General features: G+C 38.0%; 18 protein-coding genes. 13 read left to right on the top strand and 5 right to left on the bottom strand.

Annotated features, from left to right (window positions below):
- The first annotated feature begins 59 nt into the window (after window positions 1–59).
- The 8 genes from lepA (at window position 60) to Q4489_RS10315 (ending at window position 6,585) form a co-directional block, all read left to right on the top strand.
- Window positions 60–1,850, top strand: coding sequence for a translation elongation factor 4 (gene lepA, locus Q4489_RS10350; RefSeq protein ID WP_303479883.1), 1,791 nt, complete (start codon window positions 60–62; stop codon window positions 1,848–1,850).
- Between the two features lie 9 nt (window positions 1,851–1,859).
- Window positions 1,860–2,780 carry a signal peptidase I gene (lepB, locus tag Q4489_RS10345; RefSeq protein WP_303479880.1) on the top strand — a complete coding sequence of 307 codons (921 nt, stop codon included), beginning with the start codon at window positions 1,860–1,862 and terminating at the stop codon, window positions 2,778–2,780.
- Entirely contained in the window at window positions 2,780–3,505 is a 726-nt protein-coding gene (gene rnc, locus Q4489_RS10340; RefSeq protein WP_303479877.1) for a ribonuclease III, read from the top strand. The genes lepB and rnc overlap by 1 nt, the downstream gene beginning before the upstream one ends.
- Window positions 3,498–4,403 (top strand): GTPase Era, encoded by a 906-nt coding sequence (gene era / locus Q4489_RS10335; RefSeq protein WP_303479874.1) that lies wholly within the window; start codon window positions 3,498–3,500, stop codon window positions 4,401–4,403. The genes rnc and era overlap by 8 nt, the downstream gene beginning before the upstream one ends.
- Before the next feature lie 12 nt (window positions 4,404–4,415).
- A complete protein-coding gene (recO, locus tag Q4489_RS10330) occupies window positions 4,416–5,102 on the top strand; it encodes a DNA repair protein RecO (protein WP_303479872.1) in 687 nt (228 codons plus the stop codon).
- A 2-nt stretch (window positions 5,103–5,104) separates the two neighbouring features.
- Window positions 5,105–5,836 carry a pyridoxine 5'-phosphate synthase gene (gene pdxJ, locus Q4489_RS10325; RefSeq protein ID WP_303479869.1) on the top strand — a complete coding sequence of 244 codons (732 nt, stop codon included), beginning with the start codon at window positions 5,105–5,107 and terminating at the stop codon, window positions 5,834–5,836.
- Window positions 5,837–5,840: 4 nt separating this feature from the next.
- Window positions 5,841–6,221: a holo-ACP synthase gene (gene acpS, locus Q4489_RS10320; protein ID WP_303479866.1), complete on the top strand. Its 381-nt coding sequence runs from the start codon at window positions 5,841–5,843 to the stop codon at window positions 6,219–6,221.
- Between the two features lie 115 nt (window positions 6,222–6,336).
- Entirely contained in the window at window positions 6,337–6,585 is a 249-nt protein-coding gene (locus Q4489_RS10315; protein ID WP_303479864.1) for a hypothetical protein, read from the top strand.
- 12 nt (window positions 6,586–6,597) lie between these two features.
- Here the strand turns inward: Q4489_RS10315 and barA are convergent, their stop codons facing one another.
- Window positions 6,598–9,465, bottom strand: coding sequence for a two-component sensor histidine kinase BarA (gene barA / locus Q4489_RS10310; RefSeq protein WP_303479861.1), 2,868 nt, complete (start codon window positions 9,463–9,465; stop codon window positions 6,598–6,600).
- Window positions 9,466–9,702: 237 nt separating this feature from the next.
- On the opposite strand from barA, the gene relA reads away from it, so the two are divergent.
- From relA to Q4489_RS10290, 4 genes are read left to right on the top strand one after another with little or no spacing between them, the layout of a single operon-like run.
- Entirely contained in the window at window positions 9,703–11,898 is a 2,196-nt protein-coding gene (gene relA, locus Q4489_RS10305; protein ID WP_303479858.1) for a GTP diphosphokinase, read from the top strand.
- Window positions 11,899–11,900: 2 nt separating this feature from the next.
- Complete coding sequence (gene mazG / locus Q4489_RS10300) at window positions 11,901–12,713, top strand: nucleoside triphosphate pyrophosphohydrolase (protein WP_303479857.1); 813 nt, start codon at window positions 11,901–11,903, stop codon at window positions 12,711–12,713.
- Window positions 12,714–12,715: 2 nt separating this feature from the next.
- Window positions 12,716–13,519 (top strand): enoyl-CoA hydratase-related protein, encoded by an 804-nt coding sequence (locus Q4489_RS10295; RefSeq protein WP_303479854.1) that lies wholly within the window; start codon window positions 12,716–12,718, stop codon window positions 13,517–13,519.
- Window positions 13,516–14,724, top strand: coding sequence for an iron-containing alcohol dehydrogenase (locus Q4489_RS10290; RefSeq protein ID WP_303479852.1), 1,209 nt, complete (start codon window positions 13,516–13,518; stop codon window positions 14,722–14,724). Before Q4489_RS10295 ends, Q4489_RS10290 begins: the two co-directional genes overlap by 4 nt.
- A gap of 71 nt (window positions 14,725–14,795) precedes the next feature.
- Here Q4489_RS10290 and Q4489_RS10285 read toward each other — a convergent pair whose 3' ends face one another.
- From Q4489_RS10285 to Q4489_RS10270, 4 genes are all read right to left on the bottom strand, one after another.
- Window positions 14,796–15,527 (bottom strand): YebC/PmpR family DNA-binding transcriptional regulator, encoded by a 732-nt coding sequence (locus Q4489_RS10285; protein ID WP_303479849.1) that lies wholly within the window; start codon window positions 15,525–15,527, stop codon window positions 14,796–14,798.
- Window positions 15,528–15,836: 309 nt separating this feature from the next.
- Window positions 15,837–15,989 carry a hypothetical protein gene (locus Q4489_RS10280; RefSeq protein WP_303479846.1) on the bottom strand — a complete coding sequence of 51 codons (153 nt, stop codon included), beginning with the start codon at window positions 15,987–15,989 and terminating at the stop codon, window positions 15,837–15,839.
- Window positions 15,990–16,002: 13 nt separating this feature from the next.
- Window positions 16,003–16,518 (bottom strand): hypothetical protein, encoded by a 516-nt coding sequence (locus Q4489_RS10275; RefSeq protein ID WP_303479844.1) that lies wholly within the window; start codon window positions 16,516–16,518, stop codon window positions 16,003–16,005.
- A gap of 158 nt (window positions 16,519–16,676) precedes the next feature.
- Window positions 16,677–17,555: a LysR substrate-binding domain-containing protein gene (locus tag Q4489_RS10270; protein WP_303480109.1), complete on the bottom strand. Its 879-nt coding sequence runs from the start codon at window positions 17,553–17,555 to the stop codon at window positions 16,677–16,679.
- A gap of 518 nt (window positions 17,556–18,073) precedes the next feature.
- Between Q4489_RS10270 and Q4489_RS10265 the strand changes: the two genes are divergently transcribed.
- Window positions 18,074–18,949: an ABC transporter ATP-binding protein gene (locus Q4489_RS10265; RefSeq protein ID WP_303479841.1), complete on the top strand. Its 876-nt coding sequence runs from the start codon at window positions 18,074–18,076 to the stop codon at window positions 18,947–18,949.
- The last annotated feature ends 2 nt before the right edge of the window (window positions 18,950–18,951 follow it).

The following is an 18,951-nucleotide window of genomic DNA, read 5'->3' as shown; positions in this document are numbered from 1 at the left end:
TAAATTAGATAAAATCTCGCCACTATTATTTTGTGAAAGCTGTTTATTAATTTTCTTCTATGAAACATATCCGAAATTTTTCCATTATTGCTCATATTGACCACGGTAAATCTACGTTGTCTGATCGTTTAATCCAACATTGTGGAGGTTTGACTGCGCGTGAGATGGAATCACAAGTGCTAGATTCAATGGATCTTGAGCGCGAGCGTGGTATTACAATCAAAGCACAGAGTGTGACTTTAGATTATAAAGCGAAGGATGGTGAAACGTATCAGCTAAACTTTATTGATACGCCAGGACATGTCGACTTCTCTTATGAAGTTTCACGCTCGTTAGCGTCTTGTGAAGGTGCTTTACTTGTTGTTGATGCAGGTCAAGGTGTTGAAGCACAGACCGTTGCAAACTGTTATACCGCAATAGAAATGGATTTAGAAGTACTGCCAATTCTTAATAAAATTGATTTACCACAAGCTGATCCAGATCGTGTAAGTGAAGAAATAGAAGACATTATCGGTATTGATGCGACAGGTGCGGTAGCTTGTTCGGCTAAAACCGGTATTGGTATTGAAGATGTATTGGAATGCATCGTGGCAAATATTCCAGCACCAGAAGGTCAACCAGATGCTAATTTGCAAGCGTTAATTATCGATTCATGGTTTGACAATTATCAAGGTGTTGTGTCGCTAGTTCGTGTTATGAACGGAGAAGTGCGAAAAGGCGATAAAATGTTAGTGATGTCGACTGGGCAAACACACATTATCGATAAAGTGGGTATTTTCACCCCGAAACAAACAGAAACAGGCGTATTAAAAACCGGTGAAGTAGGTTTTATCATTGCCGGCATTAAAGAAATTCATGGTGCCCCTGTTGGCGATACCATCACTATTGCTAAGAAAGAAGCGGAAGCGCCGCTTGCTGGTTTTAAAAAAGCTCAACCGCAAGTTTACGCGGGTATTTTTCCAATAAGCTCTGATGATTATGAAAGCTTTAGAGACGCATTAAACAAACTTAGTTTAAATGATGCTTCTTTGTTTTTTGAACCAGAAAATTCTTCTGCATTAGGTTTTGGTTTCCGTGTTGGTTTTCTTGGTATGTTGCACATGGAAATTATTCAAGAACGTTTAGCCCGCGAATATGATTTAGACTTAATAACGACTGCTCCTACAGTAAATTATGAAGTTGAAACGACTAAAGGCGAAGTGTTATCTATCGATAACCCGAGTGATTTACCTCCGGTAAACGATATTGCTGAAATTCGTGAACCTATTGTTGTAGCCAATATTTTAGTACCCCAAGAGCATTTGGGTAATGTGATTACTTTATGTATTGAAAAACGTGGCGTACAAAAAGATATTATTTATCACGGCAAGCAAGTTGCGGTAACTTATGAATTACCGATGGCTGAAGTGGTCATGGACTTTTTTGATAAGTTAAAATCAACAAGTCGTGGTTATGCATCTCTTGATTATCATTTTATCCATTTTCAAGCGTCTGATATGGTTAGAGCTGACGTAATGATCAACGGTGATCGCGTTGATGCATTAGCGATGATCACGCATCGTTCTAATTCAGTAGCTCGCGGTAGAATGCTTGTAGATAAATTGCGTGAACTTATTCATCGTCAAATGTTTGATATTGCCATTCAAGCGGCTATTGGCAATAACATTATTGCGCGTACTACAGTAAAACAATTGCGTAAAAACGTAACGGCAAAATGTTACGGCGGCGATATTTCACGTAAGAAAAAACTATTGCAGAAGCAAAAAGAAGGTAAGAAACGCATGAAACAGGTAGGTAATGTAGAAGTACCTCAAGAAGCGTTCTTAGCAGTCCTTAAACTGGAAAATTAAAGGTAAATTATGGCGGTATATTTTTCGATTTTATTGGTCATATTGACAGTAATTACAGGTGTTGTATGGCTAGCCGATAAATTTTACTGGGCACCACAACGACGTGTGCAGTTAGCCATAGCGCAAAAGCAATGTGATGGTGAACTAGATTCAGACATAGCAGAAAAAATATTAGAGGCACCATTTTTCATTGATACGCCAGTACAAATATTTCCGGTGATTGCGTTTGTATTAGTGTTGCGCTCTTTTTTATATGAACCTTTTCAAATTCCGTCAGGTTCTATGATGCCAACCTTACTCGACGGTGATTTTATTTTAGTTAATAAGCACACTTATGGCTTACGTGACCCAGTATTACGTAATAAATTTATTGAAATTAGCGAACCTGAACGTGGTGATGTAGTTGTGTTTAAATACCCTGTTGATACACGTATAGATTACATTAAGCGTGTGATTGGCTTACCGGGTGATCGCATTATTTATCGAAATAAGTCGTTATATATTAAAACAACATGTACCGATGAAAACTCTGCATGTGAAGAGTTTACGCAGATCCCACATACCTTTGTCAGTAATGGTGATTATAGTGATGGTGACATTGAATTGACGCGATACACCGCTGAATTACCTACGAAAAAACACGATATTTTAGTTAATAATTTAATTGCACCTAGAACAGAGCACTATTACAAACAAAATGGTACGCAACGTGATGAATTTGTAGTACCTGAAGGCCATTATTTTGTGATGGGCGATAATAGAGATAATAGTCTTGATGGTCGTTTTTGGGGATTTGTGCCAGAAGAAAATTTAGTGGGTGAAGCGGTCTTTATCTGGATGAGTTTTGATTTCGAACGCACGGTAGATGATATTTTACCCACTTGGATACCTACAGGTATTCGCTTTTCTCGTTTAGGTAGCATTAATTAATGGTAAAAAATACGCCACAAGCAATGGCGCGGTTAGAAAAACGCTTAGGCTATCATTTTAATGATCCAGCCTTGTTATTACGTGCGTTAACACATCGAAGTGCTAAAGGGCAGCATAATGAACGCTTAGAGTTTTTAGGTGATTCAATCTTGGGTTTTACTATCGCGCAAGCGTTATATGAAAAGTTTCCGAAAGAAAATGAAGGTGACCTAACACGCATGCGGTCAAGTTTAGTACGTGGTGTAACTTTAGCGGAAATTGGCCGAAACTTTGAGCTTGGCCAACATCTCATTTTAGGCCCTGGAGAATTGAAAAGTGGTGGCCATCGACGTGAATCTATTTTAGAAGATGCGGTTGAAGCTATCATAGGCGCGGTCTTTTTAGATTCAAATATTGATATTTGTAAGCAATTAGTGCTTTCTTGGTTTGAACAAAGGCTCAATGATATTCAACCGGGTCATTCACAAAAAGACCCTAAAACACGCTTACAAGAGTACTTACAAGGTCGAAAAATTGCCTTACCACTCTATGAGGTTATTAATACAACAGGTCAATCTCATAACCAAGAATTTACAGTGCGCTGTTCCACACGAGAAATTTCTGAACCTGTGATCACTAAGGGCACAAGTAGACGAAAAGCAGAACAAGCAGCCGCTGAAAAAGTACTAAGTTTAATTTTGTCGACCAAAACAAACGCTAAGCAAGCGAGGAAAAAAGATGACTGAACAGCATTGCGGCTTAGTAGCGATTGTTGGTAGACCAAACGTAGGGAAATCTACTTTACTTAATGCACTATTGGGGCAAAAAGTAAGCATTACCTCTCGTAAACCTCAAACAACAAGACATCGTATTTTAGGTATTCTTACCGAAGAAGATAAACAAGCAGTATTGGTGGATACACCAGGTTTGCATGCTGATGAAAAAAGAGCAATAAACCGCTTTATGAATCGTGCAGCAAGCAGTTCTATCGCTGAGGTAGAGTTAGTGCTTTTCCTTGTTGAAGGTACGCATTGGACTTCTGACGATGAACTTGTATTAAACAAAGTAAAAAATGCCAAAGTACCTTGTGTGTTAGTGATTAATAAAGTGGATAATGTTCAAGACAAAGAATCGTTGTTACCGCACTTGCAAAAGTTAGGACAGCTGCATACTTTTCAAGAGATCATGCCAATATCTGCAACTAAAGGCGATAACGTAGAAAAAATTAAACAATTGTGTTTATCGTCATTACCGTCTGGTGAATTTTGGTTTCCTGAAGATTATATCACCGATCGTTCAAGTCGTTTTATGGCATCAGAAATTATTCGTGAAAAATTAATGCGCTTTACTGGTGATGAACTGCCTTATTCAACCACGGTTGAAATTGAGCAATTTAAAATGGACGATAAAGGCGTATTACACATTAATGCATTGATTTTAGTAGAACGTAATAGTCAAAAACGGATGGTTATCGGCAACAAAGGTGAACGTCTGAAAACCATTGGACGTGAGGCGCGCATTGATATGGAAGCGTTGTTTGAACGTCAAATATTTCTTGAATCATGGGTAAAAGTAAAGTCAGGTTGGGCTGATGATGAACGAGCTCTACGTAGCTTAGGCTATGGTGATGATTACTCGGGTTAATGGTACATACGCATGCAAGAGTTAGAGCAAAATGCTTTTTTGTTGCATGCAAGGCCCTACAAAGAACATCAAATAATTGCTGAATTTATCACGGAGCAACAGGGCAAAGTATCAGCAATCACCTATACAGGCAACTCTGTTAAATCAAGTAAAAAAGCATTATTACAACCTTTTATCCCATTAAAGGTGGCCTTTAAAGGTCAACGAAGCCTTAAAACTATCACGTTGTTAGAAGCAACAGCCAAATCATGGCATTTAACCGGAAATTATTTATTTAGTGGGTTTTATTTAAATGAATTGCAAAATAAATTACTGGATGAGTTATTGCCAATGCCCAATATTTTTCAGCAATATCAGCAATCATTAACGCAGTTGGCTGAGCAGCAACCGATAGAACCCATTTTACGTAACTTTGAACGTCATCTATTAGATGAGCTCGGTTATAGCATTGATTTTTCATTAGCATTTGCGTGTTCAACGCCGAATTGTCATTATGTGCCAGAACAAGGACTTGTAGTTGAGCAATTAAATTTACGATTGCCACGATATTCTGTTGAGCATTTACAGGCAATCGCACAAAATGAATTAGCAGACGAACACGTGTTACAGACCTATAAAAGATTAATGCGAGAAGTCTTCCATCATTTGCTTGATGGTAAACCACTGAACAGCAGAAAACTATTTATTAAAAGAGACTGAAGATGAAAGATATTTTACTTGGCGTGAATGTAGACCATATTGCAACGTTACGACAAGCACGTGGCACAAACTATCCTGATCCTGTGTATGCAGCCTCAGTTGCTGAACATGCCGGAGCTGACGGTATTACTATTCACCTACGCGAAGACCGCCGCCATATCTTAGATCGCGATGTAAAACTAATGAAGCAAACACTTCATACGCGAATGAATTTAGAAATGGCCGTTACAGAAGAAATGTTAACGATTGCTTGTGAAGTTAAACCTACTTTTGTTTGTTTAGTGCCTGAAAAGCGTGAAGAGCTAACCACAGAGGGCGGCTTAGATGTAGCTGGTCAGTTAGATAAAATGACAGGGGCAGTTGCTCGACTAGCTGATCAAGGGATTCAAACGAGTCTCTTTATTGATGCAGAAAAAGCACAAATTGATGCTGCAATTGCAAGTAAAGCGCCCTATATTGAGATTCATACTGGCCAGTATGCTGAAGCGAAGAATGAAGCAGAGCAAGCGATTGAGCTTGAGCGGTTAATTGAAGGTATTCAATATGCGCATCAAGGTGGTTTAAAAGTAAATGCAGGGCACGGTTTAACTTATTTTAACGTAAAACCTATTGCAGCGATCCCTGAAATAATTGAGTTAAATATTGGTCATGCGATCATCGCTCGAGCAGCTATAGATGGCCTAGATAAGGCAGTTCGAGATATGAAAAGGTTAATGCTAGAAGCAAGAGTTTAGCCATATGTCAGTGGTTGGAATTGGTACTGACATTGTAGAGATTGATCGACTTATTGCAATGTCAGACAAAGTGTTAGAAAAGCTTGCGCATAGGGTATTAACACCAACTGAGCTGAGTAAATATAAGTCACTTAAGTTTCCTTTACCTTTTTTAGCTAAACGATGGGCAGGTAAAGAAGCTGCTGCAAAAGCGTTAGGTACAGGTATTGCTGCAGGGGTGTCTTTTCAACAAATGGAAATTATCACCTTAGCAAGCGGACAGCCTAGCTTAAAATTAACTGACGTGGCATTAATGAAAGCGAAAGAACTAACCGCTGAATCTTGGCACATTTCTCTTTCTGATGAAACGCATTATGCAACCGCATTTGTTGTTTTATCACGTTAATATGAACATGTTAACGCTTATCATTAAACTATCATGTAGATAAAGTGGTCAAGCAGCTATTTTTTAGTCTATACTTGTTAATAGTTGTGTTTAAAATTTGCTCAATAGGTGTGTTATGCAGTCACTAAAACAACCCATGGTAGACAGGCGACGGGAACCTCCAGAACAGTCAGTGTGGTGGACCAAGTTATCATTAGCGCAAAAATTTTCAGCGAGCAGCCTTGGAAAGTTTGGTTACGAGCTTGCTTTTATTCGTAATGAAAATGGTCATAGTCTTGCAGTCTTAACCTGCAATGGCGGGTTGGCAGTCGTTAACGAAGAAGGTGATATCAATACGTCACCAGATATTCAATTACGTGACTAAATAATCTATTTATTAGTCCTCTTGTTTGTTTGATATGGTTTCTATTTCTGTTAAAGCTTGTGTAGAGTAGGCTATTATTCTATCTACGTGTTCAAAAAACTCATAAAATTCTGGTTCTAATTCATCTATTCCTGCCCCTCTTTTTAGCTCTGTTTCAATCTGGTGAACCATTTTTCCAAGATCAGGTACACCCGAATAACAGCAAGCTCCATTTAGCTTATGGATCAATATTTTTAATCGTTCTAGATCCTGTGAAGCGAGTGACTCGGTAACGTCTTGCTTTACCTCAGGTAGGCTTTCAATTAACCCTGTTAACATATCTTGTGCAAGCTTTTGTTTTCGTCCTGCACGTTTTAACGCTAGCGGCCAATTGATAATCGATGAGGTAACAATAGATATTGTACCGTTATCGCCTGTATTTTCTAAAAGGTTATCAGTTGGTAATTTTTCATGTTCGCTGGCAGAAAATTCAGCATTGAGTATTCTCGCTCGTGATGCTTGGGTACCGAGTAAATCTAAATCACAATACTCATAGATGGTGTGCCGTAACATGGTTTCATCAATAGGTTTGGTCATGTATGAATCAAACCCTTCTTTTAATAATTTATCTTTTTCGCCACTTAATGCATGAGCAGTAACTGCGATGATTGGTGTTTGTTCATTTAATGAATTTGCTTTTATATGTTTAAGTGCACTAATGCCATCCATTACTGGCATTTGAATATCCATGAATATAAGTGCAAATTTTTCACTTTGACAGATGTTTACTGCTTCTTGTCCATTAACAGCCGTGAGTACTTCACTGACTTGCTCCATTAATAATGCATTGATTAATTTTAAGTTTGCGTCATTGTCATCAACAGCTAACACTTTAATAGGCACTTTATGTTCTAATACTTCTGTTAAAGAATTAGCAAAATCAAAATGTTCTGGAACGAGCGATTTACATAACTTTTCTGGCGTTAATGGTTTACTTAAGCAGCTTTTTGCACCGAGAACGAGTAATGCTTCTTGTAAGTTAGGAGAGTTACTATTGATAGCAAGGTGAATCGAAGGTATGTGCGCTTTTAAAGAAACGATGAGTTGTTTTAATTCATTAATCGCTGTAGGTGTTATTTCATGACCTATAAGCGCATAATCGAATTGCTTTTTATTGGTTAATGCTGCCGTTACCTGCTCTAAATTTTCAACGGGTGTAACGTGCATCTGCCAACTTTCTAGAATTTCACTATTCGCGATTCGACTGTGTGTGTGTGATTCTAAGTATAAAATGCGCTTATTTTTTAAGGCAGATGGACTTAATAATGCATCGTCTGGAATCGGGTTGATTTCACATTGAAAAGTAAACCAAAAGGTTGAACCATTTTGCTCGTTACTGATAAAACCAATATCACCGTTCATTTCTTTCACTAAACGTTGTGAAATCACAAGGCCTAAACCAGTGCCGCCATATAATCTTGTAACACTTTGATCGCCTTGGCCAAAGGCCTCGAAAATCGAAGCTTGTTGTGAGGTATTAATACCAATGCCTGTATCGTGTACTGTGATCTTAAGTTGTGCAATATTGTCATTTTGACGTTCACAATCAATATCAATATTCACAGAACCTTTGTCGGTAAATTTAATTGCATTATTAGCTAGGTTTATCAGTACTTGCTTAATGCGCATGGCATCGCCAATTAACGAATCAGGTACGTTAGGCACAACACGTAACGATAACTCAATATTTTTGCTATGTGCGCTAGGCGCTAATAATATAGTAGATTCTTCAACGGTTTCACGCATTGAAAAAGGAATTTTTTCAATCACCATTTTACCGGCATCAAGTTTTGAAAAATCTAAAATGTCATTAATAATGGCGAGTAAATTAGCAGCTGAACGTTCTATTGTTTGTAAATAATCACGTTGTGTATCTGACAATGGCGTTTTTAATACTTGGCGGGTAAAACCGATAACACCATTTAATGGGGTTCTTAATTCGTGGCTCATATTTGCCAAAAACTCTGATTTAACTTTATTGGCTTCTTGTGCTTTACGTTTCGCAATATCTAATTCAACGTTTTGAATTTCAAATTGCTCTAAACTTTCTCGTAAATCAAGCGTTGCTTGGTCAATGCTTCGTTGCATTTCATCTTGATAATCACCAAGTGACTGCGCCATGGCATTAACACCATTTTTAAGAAAGTTTAATTCACCAATTAACTGCCCGGTGACTCGGCTTTCTAATTTTCCTTCTCTTATTCTATCAACCGCTTGCACCATAGAAGTGATAGGGCGTGTTACATTTTTAATTAACGTGATAGATAAAATAGCACTAAGAAATGCCCCTACCAAAGCAATAGAAAAAGCGATTAAAAATTGATTTTGTTGTGCAAATTGAACACTGTTCTTATCTATTTGCATGGCCACATAACCTAACGTAACTTGTTGTAAGTTATTGTTAGCAATGACTTGCGTGTTACTTTTCTCATCGATGATAGGGGTACGCAAAATAAGATGATCATCATGATGAATAATTTGTGTGTTCAGGGGAATTTGATCACCAACTGAAATACGCATAATTTCGGTATCACCATGATAAGCGCTGGTTACAAATACTTGGTTATCTTTAGTGAAAATTGTAATGCTTTTTACCAATGACGACTGACTACGGTGCGCAAAATTTACTAATTCTCTTAGGCTACTGCGTTCTTTCTCTTGTAGGCTTTTGGTGGCAGATATTGCAATTGGTTCAATGATACTACGGGAACGATTTTCTAAATATTCATTGAGATTTGTGTAACTGGAATACGAAAAATAACTTGCAATAAACAACCCTATTAAGGTTGTTGGTACGATAGTGAGTAAGATAACCCAGTCTTTTAGACTTAATTTCTGCATAAGTTATTCACGGTTCAACCGATTAGCTAAGGTAGGAGGTGTTTTACTTTGTTGTATGATATTTATTCACATTCAAAACATTCAAAGCAACACGCCCTAATAATTTGTCTGTAATCTTTCACACATTCCGTGTGATTTTTTGTATCATGGCATAGTCAACAAACAATTTCATTAGCTAAATCAAATTGTCCTTAGCTCTTATGTACATGATAAAACACCTAAAGGTATGGAAGTAAAATGGTTTCGGTACGTAAATCACATCAAATGACTCTCACGAGCTTTACACAATGGTTAGATACATTGTCATTATCATTTGAGAAAAAAAATGCGCTAGCGTTATTGTGGCAACAGCACTATACGTTATTTTCACAGCATAATGAATGTGAAACTAAAGCACTTGAAATGGTTGAAATTTTAGCAAGTCTTAACTTAGATAAAGACTCACTTTGTGCTGCTATTATTATTCCATTAATAGAATATCAATTGATCACGCTATCAACAGTGCAAGAAACGTATAGCAAAGATATTTACTTACTTTGCAAAGGCGTGTCTCAAATGGATGCTATTAAAACCTTGCAGCAAACGCAATCAAGTAATGTCTCTGTTAATCAAGTGGATAATATTCGCCGCATGTTACTTGCCATGGTTGAAGATGTACGAGCGGTTGTTATTAAGTTAGCCGAGCGTTTAGTGCATTTACGATTGGTTAAAAATGCTGATGAAGAAAACCGAGTACTTGCTGCCAAAGAAACTGCGAATATTTATGCTCCGTTAGCAAACCGTTTAGGTATTGGTCAATTAAAATGGGAACTGGAAGATATTTCTTTTCGCTATTTGCACCCTAATACTTACATGAAAATTGCTAAATTGCTTGATGAAAAACGCTTAGATCGCGAAAAATACATGGTAGATTTTGTTGCAAGCTTAACTCATAAAATAGCTGAAACTGGCATTATTGGTGAAGTCTATGGAAGACCGAAACACATTTATAGTATTTGGAAAAAAATGCAGAAAAAGTCGTTAGACTTCGATCAGCTTTTTGATGTAAGGGCAGTACGAGTTGTTGTAGACAAGCTTCAAGATTGTTATGGCGCGCTTGGTATAGTACATACAAACTGGAAACATTTACCAAACGAATTTGATGACTATGTCGCCACACCAAAAACCAATGGTTACCAGTCTATACACACGGTTGTCTATGGCCCAGAAGGCAAAACAATCGAAATTCAGATACGTACCAAGCAAATGCATGATGATGCTGAGCTAGGTGTTGCTGCACATTGGCGTTATAAAGAAGGTACAGCGTCAGGAAAGTCGACAGGCTTTGATGAAAAAGTTAGTTGGCTACGAAAAATTTTACAATGGCAAGAAGATGTTACCGAAAGTGGCGAACTTCTTGATGAACTACGCAGCCAAGTGTTTGAAGATCGAATTTATGTGTTTACGCCCAATGGCGATGTGATTGACTTACCTACAGGTGCCACCCCATTAGATTTTGCTTACTATATTCATTCTAATGTTGGGCATTGTTGTATCGGCGCGAAGGTGTTTGGCAGAATTGTGCCCTTTACCCACCAGTTACATACTGGCGACCAAGTTGAAATACTTACCAGTAAGACCCCTAATCCAAGCAGAGACTGGTTAAACCCTTCGCTTAATTACTTACACACGCCTAGAGCTCGTGCAAAAGTGCAACATTTCTTTAAGTTGCAAGACAGAGATAAACATATCAGCCTAGGCAAAGAACAACTTGAGCTTGAATTAACAAAGTTTAATTGTGAAAAAGCCGATTTATCAGCGGTTTGTCAACGGTTTAATGTAAATAACACTGAAGAGCTTTATGCTTCAATAGGCTCAGGAAATGCTAGGCTACAGCAAGTCGTTAATTTTATCGTTGCACAAGAAGAAAAACATAAGGGTGTTTCTGAAATTGATCCACAATCTTTAGTAAAACAGAGCCCTACTCATCAGCAACTTAAAGCGGATAAAAATGGCATTACGGTGTCTGGTGTCGGTAATTTATTGACTCATATGGCGAAATGTTGCCAACCAGTGCCCGGTGATGACATCGTAGGGTTTATCACCCAAGGCCGTGGTATTTCAATACATAGAAGTGATTGCGAACAATTTAGTCATTTATTAACGCAGCACCCCGAACGTGAGGTAGAAGTTCAATGGGGAGAGCATGATTCAACATCTTATCAGGTTTCTTTATTGGTCACAGCTTATGACCGTCAAGGTTTACTTAGAGATATTTCAACTATTGTGGCAAATGAACGATTGTTAATTATTGGTTTTGAATCAAAATCTGATAGAAACGAACATACCACAACTATGACAATACAATTAGAAGTTTCTCATCAAGAAAGGTTGCAAAAGCTCATTGCAAAATTTTCGCAATTAGATGATGTTATAGAGGTTAAAAGAAAATAATCATGCTTAACGAAAAGCCATCAATAGAAAAACTACGTTGGATCATGGCTAAATTGCGTGATCCAGATACAGGCTGCCCATGGGATATTAAACAAACTTACGCAAGCGTTGTGCCGCATACGATTGAAGAAGCTTATGAAGTTGCGGATGCAATTGCACAACATGATTATACAGAACTTGAAAAAGAACTCGGAGACTTATTATTCCAAGTGGTCTTTTACGCACAACTTGGTGAAGAAGAAAAACGATTTGATTTCGATTCAGTGCTCGCTGCAGTGTGTGAGAAGTTGATAAGGCGTCATCCACATGTATTTTCAGATAGTGATTTAACCTCAGATGAAGAAATTAAACGAAACTGGGAGCAAGAAAAAGCCAAAGAGCGTGCTGAAAAAAACAACTCAAATAATTTGAGCATTCTTGCGGATATTCCAAAGGCATTACCTGCTTTGTCACAAGCTGCAAAAATACAGAAACGTTGTTCGCATGTTGGTTTTGATTGGCCAGATATAAATCAAGTAATTGAAAAAGTAGAAGAAGAAATTCAAGAAGTAAAAGATGAACTTGCGGGTGACAAAGCAGGGCTTGCTGAAGAGCTTGGCGACTTATTGTTTGCCGTGGTGAATGTCTGTCGGCATGCTAAGCAAGATCCAGAAGCGCTACTTCGACAAGCAAACGCCAAATTCACCAGACGATTTCAGCATGTAGAAAAACAAGTGAGTTGTGCTAATAAATCATTTACTGACCATGACTTAGCGATGCTTGAACAATATTGGCAACAGGCAAAAGCTCAAGAAAAATTACAACATAAGGACTAATCATGCAACAACCCGAACTTGTCGATTGTCAATTAACGGTAGCCGATAACATCGCGACCTTAATGTTTGCCCGCCATGACGTGCGTAATGCGTTAACGGGTACTGCTATTGCCGATGATATTGTTGCAGTGGTAAATTGGGTCAACAGTCAACCGAGTATTGCGGTATTGATTATCACAGGTGAAGGGTCTGCTTTTTCTGCGGGAGGCAATATTAAAGATATGGCTGATCGCGTGGGTGATTTTGCCGGCGATGTTGAAACACTTGAACAACGCTACCGTCAAGGTATCCAACGTATTCCTAAAGCACTCTACCGTTGTGAAGTACCGGTGATAGCTGCCGTCAATGGCCCAGCAATCGGTGCAGGGTTTGATATTGCAAACATGTGTGATATTCGAATAGCAAGTGAAAGAGCCAAATTTGGCGAAACTTTCATAAATTTAGGTATTATCCCAGGTGATGGTGGCGCTTGGTTTATGCAACGGCTTATAGGCTATCAACAAGCTGCACATTTAACCTTCTCAGGCAAAGTAATTGATGCTGAAAAAGCGAAAGAACTTGGTATTGTGTTATCGGTTGTGCCTGACAATTCATTACAAGATGAAGCCGAAAAATTAGCAAAAGAAATGGCTGATAAACCGACTCATGCGCTGCGCATGAGTAAACGATTAATGCAGATTGCGCAAAGAACTGAATTAGATGACTTTCTAGATATATGCGCGGCCTTTCAAGGGATTTGTCACAATAACCCTGAGCATATCGAGGCTGTTAAAGGGCTAATGAATAAATTGGCCAAATCATCATGAACCCTTGGTTGCATCACTTTATTATTTTTATTCGAAAATATGCGAACAAATTGATACGCATCCCTTTACCTGCTTTAGTGACTGGGTCAAATCATTTAGATGATGTTCCTGAATTATTACAACGACATGAAAAGTCATGCGTTTTTATTGCTACCGACAATGGCTTAATGCAGTTAGGGTTAATCAAACCGCTGTTAAAACTGTTAGACGCAAAAGGTATCAAGTATCATGTTTTTGACCAAATCACACCAGATCCATCCATTGAAATCGTAGAGCAGGGAAAAAGGAGCTTTATTGAACATCAATGTGACGCCATTATTGCCTTTGGTGGAGGCTCGGTGATTGACTGTGCAAAGGGGGTAGCCGCCAGCGTTGTTAAGAATAAATCTATTGCTGCTCTTAGTGGTTTATTTCGAGTGCGTAAAAAGTTACCTTATTTTATTGCTATTCCAACTACTGCGGGAACAGGCTCAGAAACAACCTTGGTTGCGGTTGTAACGGATGTCGCTAAACAGCAAAAGTTTACTGTCATTGATCCGTGTTTAGTGCCTGCGGTAGCACTATTAGATCCCGTCCTAACGATTGGCTTACCCAAACAAATTACCGCGGAAACAGGCGTTGATGCTCTTACGCATGCCATTGAATCATATCTTAGTAAACATGCCACAAGGTTAACAAAATATTATAGTTTACAGGCATTGAAAGGTATTTTTACTTCATTACCGCTTGCTTATGAAAACGGTACAAACGAAACCGCACGGCATGAAATGTTGTTAGCCAGTTATTATGCTGGGGCTGCTTTTACAAGAGCTTCAATCGGCTATGTACATGCTATCGCCCATCAACTTGGTGCGGTGTATCATATCCCTCATGGCAGAGCGAATGCGGTGTTATTGCCGCATGTACTTGAGTTTTCAAAGCATAAATCTATCGAGAAGTATGCTGAACTTGCGGTCAGTTTAGGGTTTTGTGAAAAAAGCGAGAGTAACAAGTTTCAAGCCGATACCTTTTTAACGCGAGTAAATTCACTGCTTAGGCATTTAAATATACCTACTTACTTTGAACAGTTACGTACAAAAGATATTCCTTTATTAGCAAACCGAGCAATAAAAGAAGCTTATTGTGATTACCCTGTGCCAACATTAATGAGTGTCATGGAATGCCAAGCAATATTGCATAAGCTTTGTAAGAACAACCCTGTATAAATAGATGAGCATATACAGACTGTAAAAAAGAAAAAGCGCCAAATGGCGCTTCTTTACTTAAAAACTAGTGTTTACGCGTCGTTTGGTAAATCAGCGTTGTGATACACCTGTTGAACATCATCACAATCTTCTAACATGGCCATAAACTTTTGAAAGTTAGCAATATCTTCTTCTTCAGTAATGTCAACGTAGGTTTGTGGTACCCATGAGATTTCTTCAACTTCTAAGGTAAACTCTGGCATGGTTTCAGCGAATGCAGTTTTAATTTTATAAAACTCAGTGTGTGGTGCATAAACAGTGATCACGCCGTCTTCTAATTCAACATCTGTCACGTCAATATCAGCCATCATTAGGTTTTCTAGTACCACTTCGTCGTCTTCACCTTTAAAAGCAAAAACTGCTTGGTGATCAAACATGTGAGACACAGTACCGGTAGAGCCAATTTTTGAATGTGTTTTTGTAAAACACTGGCGCACATCTTTAATAGTGCGGTTGCCGTTATCAGTTAAACAATCAATGATCACCATACAGTTACCAGGGCCGAAACCTTCATAACGTGCTTCAGAGTAATCTTCACCACCCGCGCCACTTGCTTTATCAATTGCTTTCTCAATAACGTGTGAAGGCACCTGATCTTTTTTGGCTTTTTCAATCAAGCTACGTAAGGCTAGATTTCCGTCTGGGTCGCTGCCGCCACTTTTAGCTGTAGCGTAAATGGCTTTACCATATTTAGAATACACTTTGGTTTTTTGTCCGGCGGTTTTCGCCATAGATTCTTTACGGTTTTGAAACGCTCTACCCATCTTGCATCGTTCTCTTAAGGTTTTAAAATGCGTAGATTCTAGCAAGCTATGCTGATGCTTTCTAGTAGCTAAACTGAACTGGGGATAGCAATACTTGTTAAAATCAAAAATTCAGTAAAATAATTTTTAGTTTTGCTATGAATAGCTCGTTGTCAGTGACGTTAAATAGACATCAACGTTGTGCGGTTGTCACTCACTAAATGTACTTATAATGTTCGCTGGTTAATTGACAGAACTCATCTTTACGCTAGTGTGTGGATTAGAAAGAAGAGGCGAGAACTTAAGCTTCATTCTCGCCGAATTAGGTTATTAGTTGCATTCGTTTATATCACTCTGTCGTTGATTAATTATCTGTGTTTGCTGTAATACATTAATGTCCCATTGTGCGAGATTTAAATGTGTTAATTGATGCAATAATAGCGATTGTTTTGATAAGTAATCTGTTAGCATGTTGCGTTTCATTATATGCTCCTTATTATTCTGTTAACTCAACAGTGTCAGTACCTAAAGTTCTTTTGCTCATGCTTACTTTTAAATACGCTAAGTTATCTTTAATCACCTTGCTATCAGATAGTAAAAGCGCACTGCTAAAATCTTCAAGAGCACCATAGCTATCGTCTTGTAAATAACGAACAATACCGCGGTTACTTAACGCTAATGCTTTAATAAATTTACCTTCGCGGCTTCTTGCTGCATGAGCGTCAATTCCTTCGATTGCGTCAGAACAAGCTTCTTCTGCTTGGTCAAATTTAAGGTGTTTTAAGTTTGCGGCACATAATCCCATATCAATGTCGAAACTCGTAGATGCCTCTTTAGCTGAGGTTAGCTTATGCATGCCTGATGTATAATCACCTTGCATTAATTCAGCTGAGCCTGTGCTGTCCTTAATAACAGCAATTTTAAATTTTTCTAAGGTTGTTTCGCTTGGGCTGGCAGTTGCAAGCATACTTGCCATTGAAAGTGATAGTAGTGTTGGGCGTGTTAATTTCATTATTTATCCTCTTGTTTGATTTATGTGTTTTATCAATTGCGCGTTAAATGCAACCGATGGGTAAACAATAAGAGGAACCGACTTTACTGACAAACGATAAAAATACAGTCGTTAAGTGAATTTAATTCATCTGTCAGTGAAGTGATGCATTGCCTAATTTAATGATCGGCATTGAAGTTTCTTTCTACCCACTTAGCAAAAGTATCCATTGCGCTGCCAACTTCAATGTTTTCATGTTGAATCAAGTAATATTTGTCTTTTGTGACTAATTCTTGATCGAAAAGTTTAATCAGTAGCTTTTCACTAAACCATGTTTTGCTCATCGGCAAAGGTACTAACGCAATTCCCATGCCTTGCTGTGCGGCTCTTGCGACACCAAACATGCTGTCAAATTGAATAATTTGTTTTGGATCAAAATCATCAATATTCATTTTTTCAGCCCATTGATGCCAAGACCATGGTCTTGACTGATGTAAAATCAGTGGTACATGTTTAAGGGCGTCAATTCCATGGTTTACCCACTGTTTATAAAGCTTTTTATTACAAGCTGGTGCATAACGTATTGGGAATAATTCTTGTACGATGCTGGCGTTTGGTACGCCGTTAGCTAATACAATGGACAAATCAGCATTGCTAGATGAAGGAGAACTTGCTTTAACGGTTTCGAGTTGTAAATTAATATTTGGGTACTTCTCCGTCCAGTCACTTAATTTAGGTACAAAAAGCTCACTGGCAAAAAACTCAGGCATTGAGATTGTAATAGTTTGATTTTGTTGATTATGAGTGAAACTTGAAATAGTGCTTTCAAGCTCAGAAATAAGCGGATGAACTGCACTATAAAATTGTTTTCCTGCGCTTGTTAACGCGATAGCACGCGTTTGCCGTTGAAATAGCTCAAAACCTAATTGTTCTTCAAGCTGTTTTATTTGATGACTCACTGCTGAAGGCGTTAAAAATAGTTGTGAAGCAGCATGTTTGAAGCTTAAACATTTAGCGGCGATACAAAATGATCTTAAGCCGCGAATAGGGGTTTGAATAGCCATAAATACCTTGTCTTTATTAATCTAAACGATGCAGTGCAAGTGTTAAACCATAAATTAGAGTATTGATTTATAAAGATAAATTAAATGTCACATATAAAGATGCGTTGAGTTGATACATGTTTTGCACTGATGTGGTGCATTACGATATTAAGGGTAAAATTGAATGTGCAGCTTTAGCTAAAAAAAAAGCGCTGCAAATGCAGCGCTAGGACTTAAACATAAAGCGTCAAATGCAAGAAATCTGGGGAGACTTCAAAAGCAAGTGCAGAATATCGAGATGAACATCTTATGACAATTGAAATAAATTATCATGACGGGTGAATTTAATTAACTTATTAATTAACCTTATGATTTAATGGTCTATTTTTGTTAATTGGCTTGTTTTAGTCTAATGTTTTAAAGCATTTAAATATAATTGTTAGAAAGCGTGTAATAAAACTGTTAATGAATAGACTAAGCACTTGTTACATAAATAAATGTTCAAAGATAAAAATAAATATAGGAAATAAAAGATGCTAGAAATCAAGGGTTTGTCTAAAACTTATGACAATGGTGTACATGCACTCAATAATGTAAATTTGACCATTCCAAAAGGAATGTTTGGTCTACTTGGTCCAAATGGTGCTGGTAAATCATCGTTAATGCGTACAATTTCTACGTTGCAGGATGCAGACGAAGGTTCTATTGAATTTGATGGTATAGATGTATTTACAGATCCTCAGGCACTTCGTCAGCGCTTAGGATATTTACCACAAGACTTTGGTGTTTATCCAAGAATTAGTGCCTATGACTTATTAGATCATATGGCCATTTTGAAAGGTATTAGTAATAAAGCAGAACGCAAAGAGGCCGTTGAAGGTTTGCTTGCACAAACTAACTTATTTCAGCATCGTAAAAAAGCCGTTAGTGGTTTTTCGGGCGGTATGCGTCAGCGCTTTGGTATTGCGCAAGCGTTATTAGGAGATCCTGACTTATTAGTGGTGGATGAACCAACCGCGGGTTTAGATCCAGAAGAACGAAATCGCTTTCATAATCTATTGGTTAGTTTAGGTGAAGAAAAAGTTATTATTTTATCAACACACATTGTTGAAGATGTCTCTGAACTTTGTCCGAATATGGCAGTGCTAGCTTCAGGTCAAATTTTACTTGAAGGTAACCCCATTTTATTGACTGATAAACTTGGTGGTCAAATCTGGCGTAAAACAGTGACACAACAAGAAGCGGTAGAAATAGAGCAGAACATGCCTGTTATTTCAAAGCGATTATTTGCCGGTAAAACTATTATACATGTGATGGCTGAACAAGCACCTGAAGGCTTTGAAGCAGCCCCTGCAAACTTAGAAGATGTCTATTTTTCTACATTACATTCTCATCGTAATGCGGCTTAAGG

The organism is Thalassotalea sp. 1_MG-2023 (assembly GCF_030546745.1).
Classification (GTDB): Bacteria; Pseudomonadota; Gammaproteobacteria; order Enterobacterales; family Alteromonadaceae; genus Thalassotalea_C.
The sequence above is the reverse complement of the archived record's forward strand: the minus strand, read 5'-3'. Positions and strand labels throughout refer to the sequence as shown.

Excerpts from the sequence above, each read along its gene's own strand:
- Q4489_RS10315 (WP_303479864.1), top strand. The coding sequence starts at position 6,337 with ATGCAGTCACTAAAACAACCCATGGTAGACAGGCGACGGGAACCTCCA.
- lepA (WP_303479883.1), top strand. The coding sequence starts at position 60 with ATGAAACATATCCGAAATTTTTCCATTATTGCTCATATTGACCACGGT.
- lepB (WP_303479880.1), top strand. The coding sequence starts at position 1,860 with ATGGCGGTATATTTTTCGATTTTATTGGTCATATTGACAGTAATTACA.
- acpS (WP_303479866.1), top strand. The coding sequence starts at position 5,841 with ATGTCAGTGGTTGGAATTGGTACTGACATTGTAGAGATTGATCGACTT.
- Q4489_RS10285 (WP_303479849.1), bottom strand. The coding sequence starts at position 15,527 with ATGGGTAGAGCGTTTCAAAACCGTAAAGAATCTATGGCGAAAACCGCC.
- barA (WP_303479861.1), bottom strand. The coding sequence starts at position 9,465 with ATGCAGAAATTAAGTCTAAAAGACTGGGTTATCTTACTCACTATCGTA.
- relA (WP_303479858.1), top strand. The coding sequence starts at position 9,703 with ATGGTTTCGGTACGTAAATCACATCAAATGACTCTCACGAGCTTTACA.
- recO (WP_303479872.1), top strand. The coding sequence starts at position 4,416 with ATGCAAGAGTTAGAGCAAAATGCTTTTTTGTTGCATGCAAGGCCCTAC.
- Q4489_RS10265 (WP_303479841.1), top strand. The coding sequence starts at position 18,074 with ATGCTAGAAATCAAGGGTTTGTCTAAAACTTATGACAATGGTGTACAT.
- Q4489_RS10275 (WP_303479844.1), bottom strand. The coding sequence starts at position 16,518 with ATGAAATTAACACGCCCAACACTACTATCACTTTCAATGGCAAGTATG.
- Q4489_RS10290 (WP_303479852.1), top strand. The coding sequence starts at position 13,516 with ATGAACCCTTGGTTGCATCACTTTATTATTTTTATTCGAAAATATGCG.
- Q4489_RS10280 (WP_303479846.1), bottom strand. The coding sequence starts at position 15,989 with ATGAAACGCAACATGCTAACAGATTACTTATCAAAACAATCGCTATTA.
- Q4489_RS10295 (WP_303479854.1), top strand. The coding sequence starts at position 12,716 with ATGCAACAACCCGAACTTGTCGATTGTCAATTAACGGTAGCCGATAAC.
- mazG (WP_303479857.1), top strand. The coding sequence starts at position 11,901 with ATGCTTAACGAAAAGCCATCAATAGAAAAACTACGTTGGATCATGGCT.
- era (WP_303479874.1), top strand. The coding sequence starts at position 3,498 with ATGACTGAACAGCATTGCGGCTTAGTAGCGATTGTTGGTAGACCAAAC.
- rnc (WP_303479877.1), top strand. The coding sequence starts at position 2,780 with ATGGTAAAAAATACGCCACAAGCAATGGCGCGGTTAGAAAAACGCTTA.
- pdxJ (WP_303479869.1), top strand. The coding sequence starts at position 5,105 with ATGAAAGATATTTTACTTGGCGTGAATGTAGACCATATTGCAACGTTA.